Below are 19,189 nucleotides of genomic sequence, written 5' to 3'. Positions count from 1 at the left end.
TAATTCACATCAATTCCAGTAGGGGCGGGTTTTACCAACCATAATCGCCAAAAATTAATAATCTTATAAACCCGCCCCCACCCAACGGTAAGCCTCAATGTACATTTTTTACCTGCGATTAAAGTCAAGGTTGATATAGGTTATTAGTTGTGTGGGGGCGGGTTTATGAGGTTGTATGCGTGCGTCGAATATTATTCGTAAAACCCGCCCCTACCAGACCATCGATCAACCTTGCAAAACTTCAATTAAAGCATCGCCCATTGCCCGACAGCCGACGAGTTTCATGCCTTCGGACATGATATCGCCAGTGCGATAACCTCGATCCAAAACTTCGACAACTGCTTGCTCAATTTTATTAGCAGCTTCCGGTTGATTTAAGGCGTAACGTAGCATCATTGCCGCACTCAAAACTTGGGCAATGGGATTGGCTTTATCTTGTCCCGCGATGTCCGGTGCGGAACCGTGCACAGGTTCAAAAACTCCCGGCCCGGTTGCTCCCAAACTAGCAGAAGGCAGCATCCCAATACTACCAGTTAACATCGCCGCCGCATCGGAAAGAATGTCGCCGAATAAATTGCCGGTGACAATTGTATCGAACTGTTTCGGCCAGCGAATTAACTGCATGGCTGCGTTGTCAACGTAGAGGTGAGAAAGTTCGACATCAGGGTATTCTGAAGAAAGGGCAATAATACGATCGCGCCACAGTTGCGAAACATCCAAAACATTCGCTTTATCAACGGAACACAGCCTTTTGCCCCGCTTCCTGGCTGTCTCAAAAGCGACTCGCCCGATTCTATCAATTTCCGACTCGGTGTAAGCCATCGTATTGACACCGCGTTTTTCGCCTGTTTCCGTCTCAAAAATACCTTTCGGTTTGCCGAAATAAATGCCGCCTGTGAGTTCGCGGATTACCATAATATCCACGCCTTCGACAACTTCCCGTTTCAAACTAGAAGCATCAACCAATTGCGGTAAAATAGTCGCAGGACGCAAATTTGCAAACAATCCCAATCCGGCGCGCAGTCCTAATAATCCAGTTTCCGGGCGCTGTTCGCGGGGCAAATTATCCCACTTGTAACCGCCAATAGCTGCTAACAATACTGCATCGCAGTTGCGGCATTTTTCCAGTGTTTCTTCGGGTAGCGGATTGCCTGTTGCGTCAATAGCAGCGCCGCCCATTAAAGCTTCTTGAAATTCAAAGCCGATGTCCAATTGTTGACCGACAAGTTTCAGGACATCTACCGCTACAGCGATAATTTCAGGGCCGATGCCGTCTCCTGGTAAAAGAGTGATGCGGTAGTTTTGAGTCATATCGATTTTGGAGTTTTGATTTGAGATTTGAGATTGAGAGTTAATGGGAATTCTTTGGAAATGCAAGACATTCTCACAAGGTTATAATCATATCAGGATAAGCAACCTCAGAATTGATTATGACATTCCCGACTTACCCGCCTGCTCAAGCTGAACCGCCTTTAGACCCCCGGCAGAGTTTGCCAACAATGTATGATTTACCCAGCGAAGACCCAAAGGAGCCCGGTTTGCCAGATACATTTCATTTAGATCAGCCGCAACTCTTGGAATTCACCTTTTTGCCGCCGGGATGGGATGCGGAACAAGTCTTTACAGCCTGTTACCTAAATTTGTATTACGATGCAACACAACCGCGCTGGCATAAACGCCCGGATTGGTTTGCTGCGGTGGGTGTGCCAAGGCTTTATCAAGGGCGCGATATGCGTTTGAGTTATGTAGTTTGGCAAGAACGGGTAAATCCGTTTGTGGTGGTGGAATTGCTATCGCCGGGTACTGAAGATGAAGATTTAGGGCGGACTGTTCAGCAAGCTGGGGAACCGCCGACTAAGTGGCAAGTTTATGAACAAATTTTGCGGATTCCTTACTATTTTGTGTTCAGTCGCTACACGGATGAATTGCGAGCTTTTCATCTTGTAGGAGGCCACTATGAACCTGCAGAATTAATTGATGGGCGGTTATTTATTCCTGAGTTGCAGTTGAGTTTAGGTTGGTGGCAAGGGACTTATAAGAGTATGAATCGGTTGTGGTTGCGGTGGTTTACGGCCCAAGGAGGGTTGATTTTGAGTCCGGGTGAAAGAGCAACGGCGGCGGAACGGCAACTGATAGAATCTCAACAGCAAGTTCTAGAATCTCAACAGCAACTCATAGAATCTCAACAGCGAGAGGAAAGACTAGCGGCGCGGTTGCGGGAACTAGGCATCGATCCTGAAAAGTTGGTTTAATAGTTCTCGCACCCAGGCCTGGTGAAACCCGGTTTCAACTCCTCGAATCCGCGCAACAGGAGTGAAATAAGATAAAAATAGTTCGATCGCACGCACGTACAAAAAAATCGGCAAGGAGTCGCACCAGTGGCAGAGGGCGAAGGCATACCAACATCAGCACAGATTGATTATCGGGACTATTCTTGGGCCTTTTGGCCAGTTGTCCCCCTCTATCCCTACAGCAAGCGGCGCACCATCCGCAAGGAAATAGTCAAGGACACAATCTGGACTTTTGACCAACTACAAGGCATTTTCTACGTAGTCGTCCCGATTCGGATGACAGTAATTAAACTAGAACCCGAAGGCCTTCTCGTCTACGCCCCCGTTGCACCGACTCCTGAGTGCATCCGCTTGGTAAAAGAGTTAGTAGCAGAGCACGGCGAGGTGAAGTACATCCTGCTGACAACGGTTTCGGGCATCGAGCACAAAGTTTTTGTCGGCCCCTTTGCGAGGTGTTTTCCCGAAGCGCAGGTGTTTGTCGCCCCGCAGCAGTGGAGTTTCCCCGTGAATTTGCCACTGAGTTGGCTGGGTTTGCCCGCCAAACGCACTTCTGTACTGCCGTTTGACAGCAGCAACACGCCGTTAGCTGATCAATTTGACTGGGCAATTCTCGGCCCGCTGGATCTCGGTTTGGGCAAATTTGCAGAAGTTGCGTTATTTCACAGACGATCGCACACGCTGATGTTAACAGATTCCATAGTTTCGATTCCCGAAAATCCGCCGGCGATCGTCCAACTCGACTCGTACCCGCTGCTGTTTCACGCCAAAGACAGCGCCTCGGACATTGTGGCAGACACCCACGAAAATCGGCGCAAAGGGTGGCAGAGAATCGCCTTATTTGCCATGTATTTTAGCCCCAGCGTGCTGGAAGTGCCGCCGTGGTCGGAGGTATTTGCCAATGCAGGCAAAGCGCCAGAACGCTCTAGGAAAGCTTATTTCGGGTTATATCCGTTCAAGTGGAAAAAACATTGGGAGCGATCTTTTGAGGCTTTGCGGGGAGGAGGGCGGTTGTTTGTCGCGCCGATTCTGCAGACTTTGATTCTCAACCGCGCGCCGAGGGAAACTCTCGATTGGGTGGATAAAGTGGCGAGTTGGGAGTTTCAAAGAATTGTACCTTGTCACTTCGATGGTGCGATCGACTCCCGGCCGCGTGAATTTCGCCAAGCATTCTCGTTTCTGGAAAAACACTCGCCTGTTAATTCTTTACCCGAAGATGATTTTAAATTGCTCAGGCAGATTGATGCGGGTTTGAATAAAACAGGTTTGGTTCCGCCTGCGAAAGACAAGGTTTAATCGGAAATTTTGCACCATTCTGAATAAGCTGTTTGAGCACAGGCAAGATGCCTGTGCCACAAAAAAATAAAGTATTGTGGAACGGGCCGGAGAGCCCGTTTGAGCACAGGCAAGATGCCTGTGCCACAAAAAAATAAAGTATTGTGGAACGGGCCGGAGAGCCCGTTCCGGCTAGAAGCCTACCAAAAAGATTAAACTCTTGACAATTGGTGTCGGTTTATTCATTTATCTCATTAAATTATTAATCATCTCATCCACCCTCAAAAGTTCTTGAATAATTTGCTCTACCCTCTGCAGTTCATGTATAGGATTTATGCTTCTAATAGTTTTCGGGGATGTAGCTGAAGTATGTGCCGCCACACCTCTTTCTTCCCCTAACGTATTCATGGTAGCCAGCCAAACAGAATCTAAATCATCGGTATCTATTCCTATTGGCAAAAGCAACGCCAGAAGATTAGATTCTTTGATGCCATGATTCTGGTCAATACTTCGCTTAAAACTATTAATAGCTAAATCTATTTTTTTGTTGACTTTTATTTTTTCCGGTGGCAAAGCTTTACTTCCCTTAGTTGGAGTCAGTGTATCTGGTGGTGCTTCCATCATTTGACCAGAAAAGCCAAGCAAGCAGATTAAAGTACGGCAACTCTTACCCTGACTATCCCAATTCTTTTTAGCATTAAGGGCTACTTCCCAAACTCTGTCCTCAAAATAAGCCTCAATTTCGGCATGAACTAAAACTCTGTAGGCAAGAGTTAAGGCTAGCTGCCGCTCGGAATATGAACCTAGAGGATTAATCTTAGGAAAAAATTGTTTTTTTAACCTATTTAACTGCTGGGTTAGAGTACGAAATCTAACGGATTTTGGCATACCTCTTAATAACTTACCTCAAACCGTTAAAGATAATATGGTTATCTACGAGTTCAGGTACATTAAACTCTACATCCAAAACCTTTAACAAAGCTTTGCCCCACAGTGAGAGACGAGTATGAGTTTCGCGAATGCTAGTTGTGCTTTTCTCAACAGCTTCTCTGAATTCGCTATTAGATGATGAACATAACTCTTTAAAAGCTTTTTGCACACCCGCCGGATTCTTCTCAGCAACTTCACTAATAACTGGATCTGAAAAATAAAAAACCATTACATCTAAAATAGCTCGATTAAACTTGCCTCGGTAACTATTAGAACTACTCAACCACACACGAAATATATTTTCTTCTCCAAATATTGTAGTGGTTGTTTGCACTGCCTTTTCAAATTGGCTAACTGTATATCTGACCTCAGTTTCTTTCTCTTTCCAATCCTTGTTGAGCTTTTTGCAAGTCATATCCAGGAACACTTTAAGATTACCGCGATAATCGGATAAAAAATGATGGAATCCTACATATCGCAGTAATAATTCGACATCGCGCATCCGAGGATCGGGATTTTGGGATTTAAGTATTTTTCTTAAAGCCTGATTTTTAATTGATTCGTCATCTAAAAAATTGATGAAATCACCTGGATGCAATGCTTGCCTGAGTTCTTGTGGAGATAGCGGAGTATTTTCTACATTCAGACGGAGAAAAATTTTGTAGAGTAAACTTTCTGTATGCCAATTCCGAATCAATGTAGTACGAAGAGTTTGATTATCCAGTGCATCAAGTACAGAACTATGGAGAAGATCGTTTTTTAGATCCTCATGCGTACAACCATTGAGTTCAGGTCTAAATTCTAAGTTTTTCAAAGCAAAACTATCGTTGGGAGTTTCGCTCCTTCCATAAAATTGCAGAATCGTAAGCAAGCGTTGCTTGCCGTCAAGAACTACAAATTTTCCGCGTTTTTTATCTTGAGAAGCCAAAACTATATCTGGAATGGGAAATCCTAGAAAAATAGATTCAATAAACCTGCTTTTACGAGTTATATCCCAAGCATCTCGCCTTTGAAATCTTGGATTAAGTTGAATATTGTCACGAACAAGTTGATCGAGTATGGTGGCTGTCGTCCAGTCATTTCCAGCTACAATTATTTCGGAAATTTCGTCTAAGACTGATTTGGGATTACCATTAGATTCAAGCTCATAATCTAGAGCTTCCTCTTCCTCATCGAAGCTTACTTCTTCTTGTTTTTCTAAGAGGTTTAGTTCAGGCATGACCGCGCTCTACTGGGTAATTTTAATTTGGATACATTATACCTAAGTATAGCAGAAGTCAGAAGCCTTAAGTTATCATAGCAGTAACTAATTTATCGATTATGAAAACGATCGCTTTTAATTTTTACGGATTTTTAAGCTAGATGGCGAATTTTTCAACTTAAACTCATCAAACTTCACCACTTCCGACTCCGGTTTCCGCGTATCAAAATAGTAGCTGCTAACCGTACCCTCCCCCGTATCAAAAATAGTAAAAGCCGTAATATCATTGCTATCAATATAAGGCAGCGGCCGCCCGTCTTCTCCCAACAAAGGCGCAACAGTCGGCACCACAGGTTCCAATCCGTTCGGGTCTCCAATAGCGCTGTAATCTTCCCGATATGCCGGCGGCACAAATCGGCGCTTTTCCCCCGCAAAAGCACCGTAACTGTTGCCCACATTAGAACTCTCCAAAAAGTGCATTCCGCTGGAACTTACAAACCGATTCCACAAGTGCGAATGTCCGTAAAATACCAACTGCACGCCCGCTGTTTCTAGTAGCGGCACTACATCCCGAATCAGATAATCTTGCTGTTTCGGATACTCGTAACGCACCATTTTAATCTCGCCATCGAGAGCGCGATCGACTATTTGCACAGGGTCAGTATAAGCAGGTACAATATTGTCACCCAGAGAATGGGGCGGGTGGTGAAACATCACAATTTTATATTTTGCCTGCTGGAATTCCGAGCTTTTTAACTCTTGTTGCAGCCAATTATATTGAGCGCTGCCCTTGACAATCGGCTCAAAAATATGCTGTCCGTATCCCCATTTTTCGGGATGATTAAAATCTTCGTCCCGTTCCCGATACCTGCCTCTCGCACGCGGATCTAAATTCGGAGTCCGCCAGATATTCGTAACATACAAAGTCACTAAGCGTACATCCCCAAAAGTCACAGCATAGTAATTTTTGCCTCCAGGTAAATTGAAAATTTCGTCATAGGTATCGCTATTAAAACTCTTGTTTTTTAGCCAGATTTCCCGCACTGAAGAGTCATTATTAAGATTCAAAGAGGCAGCACGTTGAGCGTATATTTTCTCCGCAGCGGCGCGGGGAAAAGGATCGTTAAATTGGTCATCGAGTTTGCTGTTGGTTGCAAAGCGACCCATGATTTCGTGATTGCCAATGGCCGGAAATAAAGGCGCGTGTTGAATCAGTTCGCCGCCGCTGTAAACGGTTTTGATGCCGTTTTTGTCGAGTTCGGAAAATGCGCGACCTTGCAGAGACGGAAAGAAGGCGCGGCCTCGGTAATCGTCAAACCATTCAGAAGCGCGATCGGGTATATTAATTAAATCCCCTGCCATAAAAACCGCGTCAACTCTCCCAATGGTTTCGGCTACTTTCTGGAGATTTGCTGCTGTCATCGGCATCAATTGATGGTCAGAAGTGAGGAGAATTTTGAGCGCACTTCCTGCTGCGGGTGTCGGAGAAAGAGTGAAAACTTTGCTGCTGACAGATGCGCCGTCTTTCCTTTCGCTAGTGACTCGATAAGGAATGCGAACACCGGGCATTAAATTGGGGACTTCTGCTTCATGGCGCCAGATGTCGCGGACAATTGGATTGCTGTCAATAATGCTTTGTTTCATTTCATCGGAGATGCGCGAGTCTTTGTCTTCGCGAGTGCGGCTTAGCTTGGTAGTATTTGCCGTCACGACTTGATTCAAATTTTCGCCGTAATCAACTGTGTTGCGAGTACCGGCAAACTCTGTGAACCAGACAACTCGCACCGAGTTTGCTGTTGGGACTTGCAGAAACGGGTCGGTTAAAAGCTGAGGTTTGTTAAGGTAAGATTGCATCATGAAACCTAGCAATAGGACAATCAAAATCAAAACACCAAAAAACCAGGGATTGCGAGAATAACCTTGAGAAAATTCTACTTTATTGGGCAAAGGCGTTAACATAATTCATTAGTCATTAGTTTGTAAGGGCGGGTTGCACCAGCCAAACAGAACTCCCCACCCCAATAATATATAAACCCGCGCCACCCACTTTAAATTTTAAACTACCCACGTTATCAAAAAGTTAAGAAATTAGTAAAATATTTCCGATAAAAGAAACCTCCACCCTTTTTGGAAATCTTCTGAGTTCTCCATTCTCTTTCTCTGTGCCCTCTGCGCCCTCTGCGGTTCATAAAAAAAAATCAAAAATGACTGAGACTTGCGATATAACATTCTTAACACCCTGACTTCAATCTAAAATCTAAAATCTAAAATCTAAAATCCCATGACCCGCCACCTTCTCAAAGCCAACTGCAAAACCGTACACTTGGGCGGTTTTTCTCCGAATATCGAACCTGCTTTAACTGTCGATTCGGGCGATCGCATCGATATCGAAACCTATTCAGGATATTATGTTGCTGACAAGGCCCCGCCCGAATTTCTCACCCCCGAATTTTTAGATATTTGTCAGAATTTGCCTCCCAACCGCAAAGTTGGGCCGGGGCCCCACTTGCTGACAGGCCCGATTTATGTTAACCATGCCGAACCGGGAGACGTTTTAGAAATTCACATTGAGGATGTTTACCCAAGTTTGCCCGTAGGATTTAATGCAATTCGCGCCGGATGGGGTTCTTTACCTGAGTATTTCCCCGAACCTAAATTGCGGTTTATTCCGCTAGATTTAGAGCAAAAAACTGCTGAATTTCCCACAGGTAGCGGCATTCGGATTCCCCTGCATCCTTTTTTTGGAATTATCGGCGTTGCTAATGCACAAATCAACCGTTCTTCTATTCCTCCAGAGCGCTACGGCGGCAATATGGACAATCAGGAACTCCAAGCAGGAACGCGGTTATTTTTACCTGTTTTTCTGCGCGGCGGTTTACTGTCCATTGGCGACGGACATTCGGCACAAGGAGATGGTGAAGTTGACGGTACTGCGATTGAAACTTCGATGAACGGGACTATTCAGATCATCTTACGCAAGGATTTATTTCTGATATTTCCGTTTGCGGAAACGCCCACTCATATTGTGATTATGGGATTCGGTAGAACATTAGATGAAGCGTTTGAGCTGGCAGTAAAACAGACGGTTTATTGGCTGCAAAAGTTTGCAGGTTTCCAAGAGGAAGATGCTTATGTTTTGTGTTCGCTTGCGGTAAATTTTCGGATTACGCAGGCTGTTAACAATCCTCAAAAAGGAGTTCACGGAATGATTCCCAAGTGTATTCTGCTCGATGTGAACATTATTGACCACCGAGTTTGAGGTAATATGATAACACGCGAGCGACCAAAAAATTAGGATCGCGATCGCACAAACTACACAAATTTGTCACTGCTGTGGTCGATCGGGATCGCGTTCCTGTTGACAATTAAGCTTAAAATGGATAAGTTACCAGTTCTACCTCAATCGAACTCAACATGAAAAACCAGACTGACGATGTTGCCAAAAAAGATTTAGTCGATCGAGCTTTTGGGAGTGCAGCAATACCAGATCCAACAGCGTGGGTGCACGAACATTATTTTCTGGCTAATTTCGCTGATACTCTGGCCCACATCCAAGAACATATGTCTGAAGACAGTTGCGAAATCGGCGAGAATGTTGAATCGGGTGAGGGAATATTATCGATCGATGCCAAAATTAGAGATATGTTGAGAGCTACTTTTAGCGACGACGGCTGGCAGTATGTCGAAAGTTTATTGTGAGTTTGGTAAAATCCATAAGTATTTGTACGTTCATAATTTGAGAGCGTAAGTTATAGCAGTTTAAAAAAGAATCCAACTTTATGCCGGTGATCTAAACCATTAGATCATGCGTTATGCCCAATTCTTTAATCTCAAATCTCAAATAATATCAATTTCTTCCCTCAACGCAGACTCGCAACTCAGAATAGCTGGGTGCATTTCCACCCCCAGTTTAAGTAAACTTGACCTATTGTGATGTAGGATACTTTAGATGGGGGGGAAATTACTGTCGCTAGGAATTTCGATCGATCGCAAAAACGCTGCACTTTCTTCGGGCAAAGCAGTATTGATAAACATCCCGCTGCCCAACTCAAATCCAGCTTGCTTGGTGACTCTGGGAATAATTGCGATATACCAGTGAAAGTATTTTGTTCCCCCTTCGGCGATCGGTGCCGATCGAATAGTATAGTTGTAATCGGGATTGTTTAATCCGTAATAAAGCTTAGCCAGTACAGTTTTCAAAGTATCAGCAAGATCCGTAATTTCCCCATCAGTAAGGTCATCAAATGAAGAGGAATGTCGGCGCGGAAAAATCCAAGTGTGAAACGGTGAAAGTGCAGCGTAAGGGATAAAAGCCACAAAATGTTCACTCTCACAAATCACTCTTTCCTCCGCCGCTAATTCATCTTCCAAAGTTCGGCAAAACAGACATTCTCCGGTGTCATCAAAATATCTAATAGCTTCGTCGATGCGGCTGCGAAATTGGCTGGGTACAACGGGCGTCGCTGCTATCTGCGAGTGGGGGTGTTCGAGAGAAGTTCCGGCAGTTTCCCCGTGATTTTTGAAGATAATAATAGTTTCAATGTGGGGATTTTTTCTAATTTCTACATAGCGCTGGCGGTATACTAAAAGTATGTTTTCAACTTCTTCAACACTCAACAAAGCTGTCGTCAAATCGTGTCGCGGATGTTCGACAATTACTTCGTGCACGCCGATTCCCGCCATCGTGCGGTGAATTCCCGATGATATCCTCATCCATTTGGCTGTCGGGGAGAGGGCGGGATATTTGTTGTGAATTGCCCGGACTTTCCAGCCCGTGCGTGAAGCGAAGCTATCCCGTAGGGAATCGCCCAAACGGCAAGTTTCTAAGGTTCCGTCTTCCTCATTTCCCACGCAAAACGGGCAATCGGCACGGTGCGGGGGCACTACTGCAGCCGACTTTTTTTTGTTAGCGAATTGATCCGGTCTTGTCGCCCGTTCGGTGGCGATGATTACCCAATCTCTGGTAATTAAATTTTGTCTAAGTTCAGACATTTTTTTACCTTCAGTTGCAGGGTTTAAACGTTGATAATTCTATAAAATAATTGGTATTATGTCACTAGCTATTGCATTTCTTTAACAGATATTGATTTATAAATTTTCCAGCATTTTTCCAACAGAAATTAACAACATTTGGCATCGACGATAGAGGGCGATTACGACTAAATTGGTACAGAATATCTGTCTAGGCAGTACGGGTAAGCACAGATTTTAACTGCAGAGATTAAGCCAACTGCAACTGCACATTCTGCAACTTGCAAATCGCTTTCAACACTTGCGCCAACAAGAGCGATCGCTCTCGGTCAATCAAATTCAATTCCGGTAAAATCTGATAAGTACAAGGATTTCCCCGCGTCAGATACACAAACTGATAGTTACGTCCATTCGTGGTCAATCCCCAAACAGACGATTGCTGCTGCAAACTTTTATAAGCATAAGTCAGCAATTGCGGCAAACCGGCCCAAGGATCGATCCTCTTCGAGGGCTTCGCTAACGCACTATTTTTCGCCTCCACTACCAAAATCCAAAACTGTGCCGCCGCGAGCTCTGCATCCGGCTGATTTACCGCTAAGACATCCAAGCGGCCTTTAATTAAAGTATCCGCATCCTCAACCTCGATGGGGATGCTATCTTCCATTGTCAGCACCACAGGAACTTTAAAAAATCCCGTTAATTTCATTAACGGTGAAAGTGACAAAAACTTAACCAATTCTTCAGAAACCTTTCCCACTTCTAGATAGCGCCAAAAGTCATTGCTGATTTGCAATAATTCCTGCTGTTCAAAATCCGTCAGAGGTTCCAGAGAGAAAAAATCAGTAAATCCTCCTCCTGTTTGTCTTTCCAATTTGAGAAGGCGGTGAACGTCATTTAGCGATAGTTGGCTTGCTTCAAAATTTTGCGTCATGGCTTTTGTGCGATCGGCTGTTTATGTCAATTATAAAAGAATTACCATCGGATTTGTTATGATATAATCATACCAGATATCGCTCCTGTAAATCGGGTAGATTGTATGAAAGCAATTAAAGTGATGGCAACGATCGACGATCGAGGACAATTGTGCGTTGGTGAACCGCTCAATTTATATCGCAACAGCCGAGCCGAAGTAATTGTGCTGGTTCCAGAAGGAACAGACATTAATAAAGAGAAGCAATCTCATGAAGCCAACCACCAAACCACGCAACTAGAAGACTATTTCAACTTCCTCAGACCTGACGATATTCGGCTCAAAGGTTCCCGGATCGGCATCGAAACCATTCTCTATGAATACCTGTTTCGCGCTCGAACTCCCGAAGAAATAGCTAACATTTATACATCGCTCACCCTCGAACAAGTTTATGCGACCATTTTGTACTACCTGCACAACAAAGAAGCAGTCGGTAAATACATAACCGAATGGTTGGAATGGGGCGAAAAAATGCGAGAAGAACAGCGCCGCAATCCTCCTCCTGTGGCCGAAAAACTTCGCAAACTGAGAGCAGAAAGAGATGCAAGGAGAAAAGCTGATGGCAATCCAGTATCTCTTTGATGAAAATGTCGATCCTGCCTATCCTAGCCAAATTCGCAGACGCAATCCCGATCTGGTTGTTCTAGCAGTGGGAGAACTAACAGCACCTTCTAAAGGGACTCTCGATCCAGAAATTCTTATTTGGTGCGAAATCCACAATTTCATTCTTGTTACCAACAACCGCCGCTCTATGCCCGTTCATTTAACAGATCATTTAGAGCAAAATCGCCATCTTCCCGGAATCTTTCTCCTGAATTCCAAGCTGAGTATTGGTCAAAATATTGACGAACTGATTTTGATTTATGAAGCATCATTTGAGAATGAGTACGAAGATAGAATTTACAATTTACCAGTGCTCTAATTTCTCATGCAGATCCAACATTTACAAAATTCCCCAAAGTCTTAAGGAAAATAAACATACTTTTGCCCCAACTTATGCAAACAATAGTTAAAAAGACTAACCGAAGTTAAAGTTAAAAGCAATGTCGCAAGATACCATCGAATCAATTCTGCATGAAAAACGGCTATTTCAGCCGCCCGCTGAATTCTCCCAAAAAGCTCACATCAAAAGCCTAGAAGAGTACCAAGCCCTCTACGACAAAGCCAAAGCTGACCCCCAAGCATTCTGGGCAGAACTTGCAGCCCAAGAATTAGACTGGTTCCAAAACTGGGATACCGTGCTCGACTGGCAGCCGCCTGTTGCTAAATGGTTTGTCAACGGTAAAATTAATATTTCTTACAATTGTCTCGATCGCCACTTAACCACTTGGCGCAAAAATAAAGCCGCCCTGATTTGGGAAGGCGAACCCGGAGACTCCCGCACCCTCACCTACGCGCAACTCCACCGCGAAGTCTGCCAAATGGCGAACGTCATCAAACAATTGGGAGTCCAAAAGGGCGATCGCGTCGGCATTTATATGCCCATGATTCCCGAAGCTGCGATCGCCATGCTAGCCTGCGCCAGAATCGGTGCAGTACACAGCGTTGTTTTTGGCGGTTTTAGTGCAGAAGCTTTGCGCGATCGACTCAACGACGGCCAAGCAAAACTCGTCATCACCGCTGACGGTGGCTTCCGCAAAGATACCGCCGTCGGCCTCAAAACACAAGTAGACAAAGCATTAGCAAATAATGCCACACCCAGCGTTACCAACGTTCTCGTAGTTCAGCGCACCAAACAGAAAATTGACATGGAACCCGGGCGCGATCATTGGTGGCACGATTTGCAAAAAGGTGTATCGGCAAATTGTCCCGCCGAACCGATGGACAGCGAAGATATGCTGTTCGTACTCTACACCAGTGGCAGTACCGGCAAACCGAAAGGTGTCGTCCATACAACCGGTGGTTATAACCTTTATACCCACATGACAACCAAATGGATATTCGACCTCCAAGATACCGATGTTTACTGGTGTACTGCTGATGTCGGCTGGATTACTGGACACAGTTATATTGTCTACGGGCCGCTGTCCAACGGTGCGACAACTTTAATGTATGAAGGTGCTCCTCGCCCTTCAAATCCTGGCTGTTTTTGGGATGTAATTGAAAAATACGGCGTCACCGTTTTCTACACTGCACCTACTGCGATCAGAACATTCATGAAAATGGGCGAACACTTGCCCAACGCGCGCAATTTGTCCTCTTTACGATTGTTAGGAACTGTCGGCGAACCGATCAATCCTGAAGCTTGGATGTGGTATCAACGAGTAATTGGCAAGTCGAATTGTCCGATCGTCGATACTTGGTGGCAAACAGAAACCGGCGGAATTATGATTACCGCTTTGCCCGGTGCAATTCCTACAAAACCCGGTTCTGCAACCCTACCGTTCCCCGGAATTGTGGCTGATGTTGTTGACCAAGATGGCGAACCAGTAACTAACGAAAGCGGCGGTTATTTAGTGGTGAAACATCCTTGGCCGGGAATGATGCGGACACTTTACAACGATGCCGATCGCTTCCGCCGCACTTATTGGGAATATTTGCACCCGAAAGATGGCGAATTTGTGTACTTTGCAGGGGACGGCGCGCACAAGGACAAAGACGGTTATTTCTGGGTAATGGGCCGCGTTGACGATGTAATTAATGTGGCCGGACACCGACTCGGCACAATGGAAGTCGAGTCAGCTTTGGTATCGCATCCAGCGGTGGCGGAAGCTGCGGTTGTTGGTAAACCGGATGAGATTAAAGGTGAGGAAATTGTGGCTTTTGTCACGCTGGACAACTCGCAGCAACCTAGCGATGAATTGGCTAAGGAATTGAAGCAGCACGTTGTTAAGGAAATTGGGGCGATCGCCCGTCCGGGAGAAATTCGATTTACTGATGCTTTACCGAAGACTCGAAGCGGGAAGATTATGCGGCGTTTGCTGCGTTCTTTGGCTGCGGGACAAGAGGTTTCTGGGGATACTTCGACTTTGGAAGATCGGACGGTTTTGGATAAGTTGCGCGGTGGTGCGTAGGGGTATTTTGTAACCGCAGATGTAGGCAGATGAACGCGGATGAACGCTGATGAAATTCCCATCAGCTCATCTGCGTTTATCTGCGGTTTAATTGTTAATTGGTTTATTTACCGCGCCACAGATGAACCGCATCTGGGTTAATTTGCGACCTTACCTGTAGCCAATCCTCTAACAAGTAATCATCATCAACTGCTTCAGAATGCTGTTCGTCTTTGAGAATTGCTAAGACGTGGACTCCAGACGGATAGTTGACATGACGAATTTCTGGGTCATATCCCAAGTCTTGAATTTTTGCTAAAATGCGATCGACAGCACCGGCAACAGTAAGATCGACGGCAAGAATAATTTGACCTAGTTTAGCACCCGGTTTTACACATTCCAGAACAGCCATTATTCTTTCTCCTTGTAGTTGCGGTTTAAGATAATTGCATAATAATTTGCTATTATATAACCGTGAAGTCTTATATTGCTCGTGTTGTTCTATGCCCGCTTTAGACCTGTACCACAATACAGTTAAAAAATCTCTCCTCAATGATGGGTGGATAATTACTCACGATCCTCTCCATCTGAAATGGGGGAAAAAAGATATGTATGTGGATCTGGGAGCAAAACAGGTGCTGGCTGCAGAACGAGGAGAACAGAAAATTGCTGTGGAAGTCAAAAGCTTTGTCAGCGATTCAGAAATGCAGGACTTGAGAGAGGCGATCGGACAATTTACTATTTATCGATCTGTGCTTCAGAGAACTTATCCAGAACATACGCTTTATCTGGCTGTTCGCGATATCACCTATGAATCTCTATTTGAAGAACCGATCGGTCAATTAATGATTGAAGATGAAAAGCTCAAGCTGATTGTATTCGACCCAAATCAAGAGGCGATCGTAAAATGGATACTTTAGCTAACTTTAGAACCACCATTAAAACAGTTCTCGAACCTTACACAAAAATTCCTTACTCTCATGGCGATATAATTTGTAAAGCCGTGTTTGATGAAAAATCTGATTGTTACCTGCTAGTTACTTTAGGCTGGGATAAAGCCAAACGAATTCACGGCTGTTTGGTTCATATAGATATTATTGATGATAAGATTTGGGTACAGCGAGATGAGACAGAATACGGCGTGACAAAAGAACTTGTAGCTGCTGGAATTTCCAAGGATTCCATTGTTTTAGGTTTTCATCCCGCCGATGTCAGACCTCATACAGGTTATGCAGTTGTGTAGTTAATGAATTATTTGGCTCATCTATTCTTATCAAAAGGCACGCCAGAATCCTTGATTGGCAACCTCTTAGGAGATTTTGTCAAAGGTTCGGCAATCAACCTTTATCCCGATGAAATTAGAAAAGGCATCGATTTGCACCGCAAAGTAGATAGCTACACCGACTCTCACGCAATAGTGCGATCGAGTAAAAGCCTTGTTTGCGCCGAGAGACGCAGGTTTGCTGGAGTTTTGATTGACGTGTTTTACGACCACTTCTTAGCTAAAAATTGGCTCGAATATTCAGAAATTCCGCTCCCCGATTTTTCTCGCCATGTCTATAAAATCCTGCAAGACAACCGCGATATATTGCCTGAATCTCTCCAGCGGGTGCTGCCCACAATAATTGCCCGCGACTTGCTTTCATCTTATCAGGACATCGCCGAAATCGGCATCACTCTTACAAGAATGTCTGCCCGAATCAAGCGGACAAATAACTTGGCAAGCGGCATAGAAGATTTGACAGCTAACTATCAGCGATTAGAATCAGATTTTCGAGAGTTTTTCCCAGACTTGATAAAATACGCCACAGTTGACAAATATTAATACAAACAACAAAAATTACAGTTGCTAGTGATAACGAACTCGTGTATACTCCAAGCGATACCTGCATGAAATCTCAAGTGCAACAGGGTTCAAAATATGGCAACCAGAATTCCGAACCTGCAAATAACTAAAGTAGTTGATGGCGACAGCATCAAAATTTCTCTCAACGGCAAAACCGAGTCTCTGCGGCTGATTTGCGTCGATACAGAAGAAAGTCATCCGGGAGGCTCCAAACCTGTAACTGCGGCGGGGAAAGCAGGTACGGAAATGGCTAAAAAATACTTTGCGACAGCAGATGGCGGACTTGCTAAAATTGACATAGAATTTGATACAGACGATTCGGTTGAAGTGGCTCTACAAAAACACCGCGACAACTACGGGCGTCTCCTCTGTTACGTACATAAAGACGGAGAAAATTACAATCTTAAACTGATTGAAGAAGGCTGGAGTCCCTACTTTGTAAAATACGGGCGCTCCAGATTGTATCACCGACAAATGACTGAGGCAGAATCGGCAGCAAAAGCTTACAATCTGATGATTTGGAATCCGATTATCAATGCCAAAATCCCCTCTCGCAACTATGCTAATTTACTGCCTTGGTGGTCGATGCGAGGCTCGATTGTTGAAGAATTTCGGTTGTCGGAAGCAACCGCAGGAGCGCTTTCTTTGAGGTTGGACTACCCGAAAATATTAGCGGCTTCTGAGAAAGCTAAATCTATTACTATTTTCTGCGATTTGCAGGCGGGAATTACTAAAAGGATCGGCGGCAGCGCTGTAATTTATGCTGGTTCGGTGTATCATAAATTAGATTTGTGGATACCGGATTCTGAAACTGATGAAAGAGCTCCCTTGAAGCGGCTAATCGAGAAACGTTATGCGGGTCTGGGACGGGGATATGTGTATGTCAGTGGGAAGGTAGAACAGTACAAAGGGAAGCCTCAAATAGTTTTGAAGGATATCAAACAACTTTCAGACTTTCCCCCACAAAAGTGAATATTACATAAATTTAATTAACAAAATTGCAGGACAAATGGAACGATGAAGACTGTTCTCCGGGGAACGCGATTGAATTTTGGGCGATTCCCTACCGCAACGGGCCCGCTTAACGAACGGGATAGCTTGGCTTCGCGCATTTTTTAAATTTTAAGTAGCATGACGGTTTAAAATCAAAAAATATTGTGTTTTTTTATTAGGCTAAATCAATTCATACTATAATAGTATAATCGCCAATCTGTAGCTGCCAATAGCTGCGACATCTATCCAAACTCCAGAAATTTAAAAGCTATGTGCCAATTACTGGGAATGAACTGCAATGTTCCAACAGATATTTGCTTTTCTTTTGAGGGTTTTTCTGCAAGAGGTGGCAGAACAGACGTTCATCAAGACGGTTGGGGAATTGCTTTCTTTGAAGGTTTGGGATGTCGCCTTTTTATAGACTCTAAACCTGCGATTGCTTCTCCGGTTGCTGAAGTAGTGCGCCGCTATCCCATTCATTCAACTAACGTCATTGCTCACATCCGCAAAGCTACGCAAGGCGAAATTGCTCTGGAAAACTGCCACCCTTTTATTCGGGAACTATGGGGACGTTATTGGGTGTTTGCTCACAACGGAAATCTCGAAAATTTTTATCCAGAATGTGCCGGAGTTTACAAACCGGTTGGCAAAACTGACAGCGAAAAAGCATTCTGTTTGATATTAGAAAAGCTGCGCTCTACTTTTCCTCAAAGTAAGCCTGCTGTAGCGGAAATTTACCCGGTACTGGAGGAAATTACTAAAAGTTTGGCAGAGTACGGAATTTTTAATTATTTACTTTCGGATGGAGAACACTTGTTCACCCACTGTTCTACTAATCTGCATTATATTGTGCGACAAGCACCTTTTGCTAGCGCTCACTCGATCGACGAAGATGTAACAGTCGATTTTCGGGAATTGACCAATGAGGGCGATCGCGTGGCTGTTATTGCCACTTTTCCGCTGACTGATAACGAAGTTTGGACGCAAATTCAGCCAGGAGAATTGCTGGTATTTCAGGATGGTTTGCCTGTCTCTTCTGGGCTGCTGGAGTTAAGTTAACGAGATTTAAACAAATTTAAAGCCTAAACAGAGCATCCAACCTGCTAAGGAATGAAAAATAAATAATTTAATGAATTACTCAGGTTGGGGTACGGCTCGATAATTCCATTTGGGCAAATATTCGTCAAAAAGAATTTGCATAGTATTTTTGAAGTTATCAGCTACCTTCCTACCAGTTTTATAAACTTTATTAAGGATATTTACAGCTACAGATAGTCCCGTTTTAGTGTGAGTTTTTTCGACGAGAGCTTTGACTAATTCTAAACTTGTAAAAATTACTCCTTGACAAGCCCTGGTAATATGAGGAAAAAGTCTATAGCGGTTCTTAAAAAAGTGAGGTATGCCCTATGCCCATGAGTACCTCATCTTTCTGAGAAAGGCTATATGTTTGAGCGGATTATATTTAGATATATAAGGAGGATAATGAGCAATTCCGATCTCTATTCCTATTTCATTAACTAATTTATGCAAATCTGATTTAAAAATATAATGATTAGCATTATTACTACCTCACCCATCACATTTTGCCAAGATAGAACTAGCGTTAGGGTAGGTAGCTTTACCATAATTATTCCACCATTTTTTTCAGGGTAAGAGCATCTCAATTAGGCTTGACACAAGGACTCAGAAGAATCTAATGTAGGGTCAAGAAAACAAGAAAAG

General features: G+C 44.1%; 19 protein-coding genes and 1 pseudogene. 12 read left to right on the top strand and 8 right to left on the bottom strand.

Annotation, left to right across the window (positions count from 1 at the left end):
• Window positions 1-225 precede the first annotated feature (225 nt).
• Window positions 226-1,311 (bottom strand): 3-isopropylmalate dehydrogenase, encoded by a 1,086-nt coding sequence (gene leuB / locus QT973_RS01295; RefSeq protein WP_333053658.1) that lies wholly within the window; start codon window positions 1,309-1,311, stop codon window positions 226-228.
• Between the two features lie 119 nt (window positions 1,312-1,430).
• On the opposite strand from leuB, the gene QT973_RS01290 reads away from it, so the two are divergent.
• The gene (locus QT973_RS01290; protein ID WP_333390363.1) at window positions 1,431-2,252 is read left to right on the top strand and encodes a Uma2 family endonuclease; all 822 of its coding nucleotides are present in this window, start codon (window positions 1,431-1,433) and stop codon (window positions 2,250-2,252) included.
• Window positions 2,253-2,378: 126 nt separating this feature from the next.
• Window positions 2,379-3,584, top strand: coding sequence for a DUF4336 domain-containing protein (locus QT973_RS01285; protein WP_333390360.1), 1,206 nt, complete (start codon window positions 2,379-2,381; stop codon window positions 3,582-3,584).
• A 225-nt stretch (window positions 3,585-3,809) separates the two neighbouring features.
• On the opposite strand, the gene QT973_RS01280 is transcribed toward QT973_RS01285, so the two are convergent.
• The 3 genes from QT973_RS01280 to QT973_RS01270 all read right to left on the bottom strand — a co-directional run bounded on the left by QT973_RS01280 (window position 3,810) and on the right by QT973_RS01270 (window position 7,653).
• Window positions 3,810-4,451, bottom strand: a complete 642-nt coding sequence (locus QT973_RS01280) for a HEPN domain-containing protein (RefSeq protein WP_333259246.1) — start codon at window positions 4,449-4,451, stop codon at window positions 3,810-3,812.
• A gap of 13 nt (window positions 4,452-4,464) precedes the next feature.
• Window positions 4,465-5,712: a DUF262 domain-containing protein gene (locus tag QT973_RS01275; protein WP_333259249.1), complete on the bottom strand. Its 1,248-nt coding sequence runs from the start codon at window positions 5,710-5,712 to the stop codon at window positions 4,465-4,467.
• 117 nt (window positions 5,713-5,829) lie between these two features.
• A complete protein-coding gene (locus QT973_RS01270) occupies window positions 5,830-7,653 on the bottom strand; it encodes a metallophosphoesterase family protein (protein WP_333271934.1) in 1,824 nt (607 codons plus the stop codon).
• A gap of 322 nt (window positions 7,654-7,975) precedes the next feature.
• On the opposite strand from QT973_RS01270, the gene QT973_RS01265 reads away from it, so the two are divergent.
• Together QT973_RS01265 and QT973_RS01260 are read left to right on the top strand one after the other, a co-directional pair.
• Window positions 7,976-8,953, top strand: coding sequence for an acetamidase/formamidase family protein (locus tag QT973_RS01265; protein ID WP_333053653.1), 978 nt, complete (start codon window positions 7,976-7,978; stop codon window positions 8,951-8,953).
• A gap of 155 nt (window positions 8,954-9,108) precedes the next feature.
• Window positions 9,109-9,393 (top strand): hypothetical protein, encoded by a 285-nt coding sequence (locus QT973_RS01260; protein WP_333053652.1) that lies wholly within the window; start codon window positions 9,109-9,111, stop codon window positions 9,391-9,393.
• 246 nt (window positions 9,394-9,639) lie between these two features.
• On the opposite strand, the gene galT is transcribed toward QT973_RS01260, so the two are convergent.
• Together galT and QT973_RS01250 are read right to left on the bottom strand one after the other, a co-directional pair.
• Window positions 9,640-10,686, bottom strand: coding sequence for a galactose-1-phosphate uridylyltransferase (gene galT / locus QT973_RS01255; RefSeq protein WP_333053651.1), 1,047 nt, complete (start codon window positions 10,684-10,686; stop codon window positions 9,640-9,642).
• A 229-nt stretch (window positions 10,687-10,915) separates the two neighbouring features.
• Window positions 10,916-11,596, bottom strand: a complete 681-nt coding sequence (locus tag QT973_RS01250) for a restriction endonuclease subunit R (protein ID WP_333053650.1) — start codon at window positions 11,594-11,596, stop codon at window positions 10,916-10,918.
• A 105-nt stretch (window positions 11,597-11,701) separates the two neighbouring features.
• Between QT973_RS01250 and QT973_RS01245 the strand changes: the two genes are divergently transcribed.
• The 3 genes from QT973_RS01245 to acs all read left to right on the top strand — a co-directional run bounded on the left by QT973_RS01245 (window position 11,702) and on the right by acs (window position 14,649).
• Window positions 11,702-12,217 carry a DUF433 domain-containing protein gene (locus QT973_RS01245; RefSeq protein WP_445243013.1) on the top strand — a complete coding sequence of 172 codons (516 nt, stop codon included), beginning with the start codon at window positions 11,702-11,704 and terminating at the stop codon, window positions 12,215-12,217.
• Window positions 12,195-12,557, top strand: coding sequence for a DUF5615 family PIN-like protein (locus QT973_RS01240; RefSeq protein ID WP_333053649.1), 363 nt, complete (start codon window positions 12,195-12,197; stop codon window positions 12,555-12,557). The genes QT973_RS01245 and QT973_RS01240 overlap by 23 nt, the downstream gene beginning before the upstream one ends.
• A gap of 121 nt (window positions 12,558-12,678) precedes the next feature.
• Window positions 12,679-14,649, top strand: a complete 1,971-nt coding sequence (gene acs, locus QT973_RS01235; RefSeq protein ID WP_333053648.1) for an acetate--CoA ligase — start codon at window positions 12,679-12,681, stop codon at window positions 14,647-14,649.
• Between the two features lie 103 nt (window positions 14,650-14,752).
• Here the strand turns inward: acs and QT973_RS01230 are convergent, their stop codons facing one another.
• Complete coding sequence (locus tag QT973_RS01230; RefSeq protein ID WP_333202092.1) at window positions 14,753-15,040, bottom strand: hypothetical protein; 288 nt, start codon at window positions 15,038-15,040, stop codon at window positions 14,753-14,755.
• Between the two features lie 91 nt (window positions 15,041-15,131).
• Here QT973_RS01230 and QT973_RS01225 point away from each other — a divergent pair, with 91 nt between their 5' ends.
• The 5 genes from QT973_RS01225 to QT973_RS01205 all read left to right on the top strand — a co-directional run bounded on the left by QT973_RS01225 (window position 15,132) and on the right by QT973_RS01205 (window position 18,526).
• The gene (locus QT973_RS01225) at window positions 15,132-15,548 is read left to right on the top strand and encodes an element excision factor XisH family protein (RefSeq protein ID WP_333053641.1); all 417 of its coding nucleotides are present in this window, start codon (window positions 15,132-15,134) and stop codon (window positions 15,546-15,548) included.
• Complete coding sequence (locus tag QT973_RS01220) at window positions 15,536-15,871, top strand: XisI protein (protein WP_190740648.1); 336 nt, start codon at window positions 15,536-15,538, stop codon at window positions 15,869-15,871. Before QT973_RS01225 ends, QT973_RS01220 begins: the two co-directional genes overlap by 13 nt.
• A 3-nt stretch (window positions 15,872-15,874) precedes the next feature.
• The gene (locus QT973_RS01215; protein WP_333053640.1) at window positions 15,875-16,453 is read left to right on the top strand and encodes an ACP phosphodiesterase; all 579 of its coding nucleotides are present in this window, start codon (window positions 15,875-15,877) and stop codon (window positions 16,451-16,453) included.
• Between the two features lie 96 nt (window positions 16,454-16,549).
• Entirely contained in the window at window positions 16,550-17,446 is an 897-nt protein-coding gene (locus QT973_RS01210; protein ID WP_333053639.1) for a thermonuclease family protein, read from the top strand.
• A 291-nt stretch (window positions 17,447-17,737) separates the two neighbouring features.
• Entirely contained in the window at window positions 17,738-18,526 is a 789-nt protein-coding gene (locus QT973_RS01205; RefSeq protein ID WP_333053638.1) for a class II glutamine amidotransferase, read from the top strand.
• Between the two features lie 75 nt (window positions 18,527-18,601).
• Here the strand turns inward: QT973_RS01205 and QT973_RS01200 are convergent.
• Window positions 18,602-19,024, bottom strand: a pseudogene (locus tag QT973_RS01200) (ISAzo13-like element transposase-related protein); the annotation flags it as partial.
• Window positions 19,025-19,189 lie beyond the last annotated feature (165 nt).

This window comes from Microcoleus sp. Z1_A1 (assembly GCF_036700305.1).
Lineage (GTDB): Bacteria > Cyanobacteriota > Cyanobacteriia > Cyanobacteriales > Microcoleaceae > Microcoleus.
The sequence above is the reverse complement of the archived record's forward strand: the minus strand, read 5'-3'. Positions and strand labels throughout refer to the sequence as shown.

Excerpts from the sequence above, each read along its gene's own strand:
- leuB (WP_333053658.1), bottom strand. The coding sequence starts at position 1,311 with ATGACTCAAAACTACCGCATCACTCTTTTACCAGGAGACGGCATCGGC.
- QT973_RS01290 (WP_333390363.1), top strand. The coding sequence starts at position 1,431 with ATGACATTCCCGACTTACCCGCCTGCTCAAGCTGAACCGCCTTTAGAC.
- QT973_RS01280 (WP_333259246.1), bottom strand. The coding sequence starts at position 4,451 with ATGCCAAAATCCGTTAGATTTCGTACTCTAACCCAGCAGTTAAATAGG.
- QT973_RS01275 (WP_333259249.1), bottom strand. The coding sequence starts at position 5,712 with ATGCCTGAACTAAACCTCTTAGAAAAACAAGAAGAAGTAAGCTTCGAT.
- QT973_RS01270 (WP_333271934.1), bottom strand. The coding sequence starts at position 7,653 with ATGTTAACGCCTTTGCCCAATAAAGTAGAATTTTCTCAAGGTTATTCT.
- QT973_RS01265 (WP_333053653.1), top strand. The coding sequence starts at position 7,976 with ATGACCCGCCACCTTCTCAAAGCCAACTGCAAAACCGTACACTTGGGC.
- QT973_RS01260 (WP_333053652.1), top strand. The coding sequence starts at position 9,109 with ATGAAAAACCAGACTGACGATGTTGCCAAAAAAGATTTAGTCGATCGA.
- galT (WP_333053651.1), bottom strand. The coding sequence starts at position 10,686 with ATGTCTGAACTTAGACAAAATTTAATTACCAGAGATTGGGTAATCATC.
- QT973_RS01250 (WP_333053650.1), bottom strand. The coding sequence starts at position 11,596 with ATGACGCAAAATTTTGAAGCAAGCCAACTATCGCTAAATGACGTTCAC.
- QT973_RS01245 (WP_445243013.1), top strand. The coding sequence starts at position 11,702 with ATGAAAGCAATTAAAGTGATGGCAACGATCGACGATCGAGGACAATTG.
- QT973_RS01240 (WP_333053649.1), top strand. The coding sequence starts at position 12,195 with ATGGCAATCCAGTATCTCTTTGATGAAAATGTCGATCCTGCCTATCCT.
- acs (WP_333053648.1), top strand. The coding sequence starts at position 12,679 with ATGTCGCAAGATACCATCGAATCAATTCTGCATGAAAAACGGCTATTT.
- QT973_RS01230 (WP_333202092.1), bottom strand. The coding sequence starts at position 15,040 with ATGGCTGTTCTGGAATGTGTAAAACCGGGTGCTAAACTAGGTCAAATT.
- QT973_RS01225 (WP_333053641.1), top strand. The coding sequence starts at position 15,132 with ATGCCCGCTTTAGACCTGTACCACAATACAGTTAAAAAATCTCTCCTC.
- QT973_RS01220 (WP_190740648.1), top strand. The coding sequence starts at position 15,536 with ATGGATACTTTAGCTAACTTTAGAACCACCATTAAAACAGTTCTCGAA.
- QT973_RS01215 (WP_333053640.1), top strand. The coding sequence starts at position 15,875 with ATGAATTATTTGGCTCATCTATTCTTATCAAAAGGCACGCCAGAATCC.
- QT973_RS01210 (WP_333053639.1), top strand. The coding sequence starts at position 16,550 with ATGGCAACCAGAATTCCGAACCTGCAAATAACTAAAGTAGTTGATGGC.
- QT973_RS01205 (WP_333053638.1), top strand. The coding sequence starts at position 17,738 with ATGTGCCAATTACTGGGAATGAACTGCAATGTTCCAACAGATATTTGC.